The sequence below is a fragment of the Candidatus Binatia bacterium genome, from assembly GCA_036504975.1.
Lineage (GTDB): Bacteria > Desulfobacterota > Binatia > UBA9968 > UBA9968 > JAJPJQ01.
In genome coordinates this window covers 1-3353 of record DASXUF010000135.1, presented here as the reverse complement: position 1 = coordinate 3353, position 3353 = coordinate 1, and the positions used below count along the sequence as shown (strand labels likewise).

General features: G+C 55.7%; 4 protein-coding genes. 3 read left to right on the top strand and 1 reads right to left on the bottom strand.

The window, feature by feature from the left end; translation table 11 throughout:
- Positions 1-48: 48 nt before the first annotated feature.
- The gene (locus VGL70_17290) at positions 49-1002 is read left to right on the top strand and encodes an ABC transporter substrate-binding protein (protein HEY3305281.1); all 954 of its coding nucleotides are present in this window, start codon (positions 49-51) and stop codon (positions 1000-1002) included.
- A gap of 164 nt (positions 1003-1166) precedes the next feature.
- The gene (locus VGL70_17285; GenBank protein ID HEY3305280.1) at positions 1167-1913 is read left to right on the top strand and encodes a VOC family protein; all 747 of its coding nucleotides are present in this window, start codon (positions 1167-1169) and stop codon (positions 1911-1913) included.
- 262 nt (positions 1914-2175) lie between these two features.
- Here the strand turns inward: VGL70_17285 and VGL70_17280 are convergent, their stop codons facing one another.
- A complete protein-coding gene (locus VGL70_17280) occupies positions 2176-2355 on the bottom strand; it encodes a hypothetical protein (protein HEY3305279.1) in 180 nt (59 codons plus the stop codon).
- A gap of 200 nt (positions 2356-2555) precedes the next feature.
- Here VGL70_17280 and VGL70_17275 point away from each other — a divergent pair, with 200 nt between their 5' ends.
- Positions 2556-3296: a hypothetical protein gene (locus VGL70_17275; GenBank protein HEY3305278.1), complete on the top strand. Its 741-nt coding sequence runs from the start codon at positions 2556-2558 to the stop codon at positions 3294-3296.
- Positions 3297-3353: the final 57 nt, after the last annotated feature.

The following is a 3353-nucleotide window of genomic DNA, read 5'->3' as shown; positions in this document are numbered from 1 at the left end:
CGACGGCTTGACAACCCGATCGGCCCGATGTTTAGCTGAGGCGGCATCGTGAGATACAAACTCTTCGCAATTCTGGCTCTCTGCCTGTTGGCGCCGGGACCCGATCCCGCTTCGGCCCAGCTCAAGAAAATCAAATTCGGCGTCGGCTCGATCTCGATGGCGGAGCTTCCGTTCAACGTCGCCAAGCTCAAGGGATTTTACCGCGAGGAAGGGCTGGACGTGGAGATCATCCTGATCCGCGGAGCGCTCGGCGTCCAGGCCCTCGTCGGCGGCTCCGTGGATTATTCTTCGTCTTCGGGATCGATAGTCGCCGCGGGAGTGCGCGGCCTGGGTGTGAAGCTCCTCATGGTGGTTTCCTCGAGGCCTCAGTTCGATCTTGTCTCCCAGCGGGAAATCCGCTCGGTCCAACAGCTCAAGAGCAAAACCGTAGGAATCTCATCGCGCGGCGGCGCCGTGGATCTCCTCACGCAATTGATCCTGACGCAAAACGGAGTCGCTCCGAATAAAGACGCCACGCTGCTCGTGATCGGCGCCCAGGAGGAAATGATGATGGCGCTCAAGACGGGGCTGGTCTCCGCGGCCCTCATGACTCCGCCGCGGCACCTGATGCTCTACCGGGAAGGATTCACCCAACTCGCATACGCCGGCGACTACATGCCGACCTATCCTACCGGCGGCGTCGGGGCCACGGACGAAAAGATCAAGAGAGACCCCGCGGAGGTTTTCGGCTTCGTCAGGGCGAGCCTGAAGGGACTCCAATATTACAAACGGAACCGCGCCGAATCGATCGACATCATGTCGAAGCATTTGGGAATCAAGGACGCCTCTCTAGCGGCACAGGCCTACGACAATTCCGTCGGCCGCCTTTCGGCAACCGGCGCGGAGGGCGACTCGTGGATGAAAGGCGCGGTCGAATTCACGAAAAAGAGTCTGAACGTCACGAAGGAGATTCCACCGGCCCAGGTGTTCGATTTCAGCTTTGTCGAAAAGGCCGCGCGATAACGCGGTGCCGTTGCGCTCTAGGAGAATTTTGAAATACTCTCCGTTCACCCTTCGACAAACTCAGGGCGAACGGAGGAGCTGTTGAAAAGACAAGGGAACTTCCGTTCGTGCTGAGCCTGTCGAAGCACGAAAACAACTTTTTCAGCGGCCTGTAGGAGCATACGATGGCCAAGTTCAGACACATTGCATTTATCGTGAAGGAGCCTGAAAGGCTTTACGCCTTTTACCATCACCTCTTCGGCGTGGAGAAAGTGCGCCACGGCCCCACCGGCGCGATTCACGTGATCGACGGCCTGTTCAACCTGGCTTTCTTGAAGCAGAGCTTGAGCGACGGCCCGGTGGTGAATACGCACCGCGCCGACGGCGAGGAGATCGACCAGCGGCAGGGCATCAACCACTACGGCTTTCTGGTCAACGATGTGGAAAAAACTCTGGCCCGCCTGGGCGACTCGATCCAGCGCGGCCAGACGCCGCAGAACGGCCGGCCGGCGGAGATGCGGATCGTCGACCCGTGGGGGAACAAGGTGGACCTCGCCGCCCGGGGATTCCTCGGGCGCGAGGAAAGGAGACTGCCGGGCGTGCGCTACGTCGTGATTCAGACCGAGACGCCGGAGCAAACGGCTGAATTCTACCGATCGGTTTTCGAGCTCGAACGGCTCGCACCCGCCGCCGACGGCTCGCTTCGTCTCAGCGACGGCGACATCACGCTGGAGCTCACGAAAAAGCTGTCGCTCGACAAACCGGGCATCCAGTATTTCGGCGTTCAGGTGGAGAATTGGTCTCAGACGAAAGCCCGCTTCAAAGAGATCGGGCTCGACCTTCCCGACCCGAAGCGCGGCGAAACCGAAGTCCGCGTCAGAGATCCCGAAGGCAACCTCTTCACGGTCTCGGAAAAAGGCTGGCAGCATTAGGGGCAAGGGGCGGAGGGCTCAGCCTTCATTTTTTCTATTTGCGTTACCCAAAAAATTCTCCGTTCGATCCGCGTCCTTCAAATAAACATGAGCATTCGCGCTCGTGTCTTGATTTACCTTCCTGTCGCAAGAGAGTTTTCAACTACCCAACGCAAATTTCCCAACTGTATGATGTCGGAGGCGCATGAACCCGCGCCGTCAACATTTTGACGGTTGGTTCAAAGAAAAATACAGGGAGTCTTAATCGGGCCTAAGCCCGCTCCTAGCCGACGAGTCTTTCCGCGTTTCTGCGGCGGATGGATTCTTTGGCGTCTTCGGAGATTTTCTCATTAGTACGGAGAAGCTCGACGTCCTGGAACTTCATACGCCCGCCGGGGTCGTCGTGGGGATAATCGGTCGCGAAGGGAATATTGGCGCCGAGAATATTTCCCCGGCAATTCACTAGTAGTCAAGCCTAGATCCTGCGCTACGCTATGCGGAACCTCTAATTCGTGACCCCGATTTACAGTTGACATATATAACTCGCTTATCGGATACTCATCCCCCCAATGAGCGAGGGAAAGGTGCAAAGCTATGGCAGATAAGAGGGTTCCATTTCGCTACCGAAACAATCTCCAGGGGTATTTAACTGATGGGTCTCGGATGCAGTGGGAAGATGCCGTACCGTCGGAGGTATTACGTCATTATGACTTCATGTTCGATAACGGACCGAGCGGCAACGGTGTTCCCGTGGGTAACATCCCCCTTCCTCAGAGCCAGCATCCGACGCTCGAGGCCGAATGGATCATTTACTTTTTCGACGACAAAGGCATGCCCTCTCCCGACGACATCAAACCGTCAAAGCACGTCTGGCTTACGGGGATGGCTGAGGCTAAGTATATGCAATCTTTCCTTGATGACTTAAAAAGCGGCCATATTCTATGGGGCCCAATGACAGTGAAAAATGACGTGATTGCAAAGGGCGATTGCATCGAGACCACGATTGATGACATCGCCAACGGGCGTGTAGATGGCGAAGTCATAGTCAATGAGATCACTGCATCCGGAGAAAAACCTTTCGAGTGGAGAAATCACGCGCGCAGCCTTCGTAAAGAAAAACTCGTTGAATATTTGCAAGAGCTTTCCAAGCATTCGCAAAAAAACCAACATAAACCGGTTGATTTTGTAAATCTCAGCGCAACAGACCCAAATAGCGCCTTAGTCAATAGCTGGCCTCGCCGGATAAAGGGCATCGGAAAAAGCCTTTCCTTCAGCGGGGAGAAGATCCTTCAAAGCATGTTTTCCGACGCCATTCGCAAGGGACACTATACAAAATCGGGCGACCTGAAGGTGATATTCAATGGCGATGTAATTGCAACCGCTAAAATCACGACCACGCCGTAGGCGTTTGTCTTTTGACTACTCGTTCGAAGCATCCGACATTTCCTGCGACCCCGCGCC

Excerpts from the sequence above, each read along its gene's own strand:
- VGL70_17285 (HEY3305280.1), top strand. The coding sequence starts at position 1,167 with ATGGCCAAGTTCAGACACATTGCATTTATCGTGAAGGAGCCTGAAAGG.
- VGL70_17275 (HEY3305278.1), top strand. The coding sequence starts at position 2,556 with ATGCAGTGGGAAGATGCCGTACCGTCGGAGGTATTACGTCATTATGAC.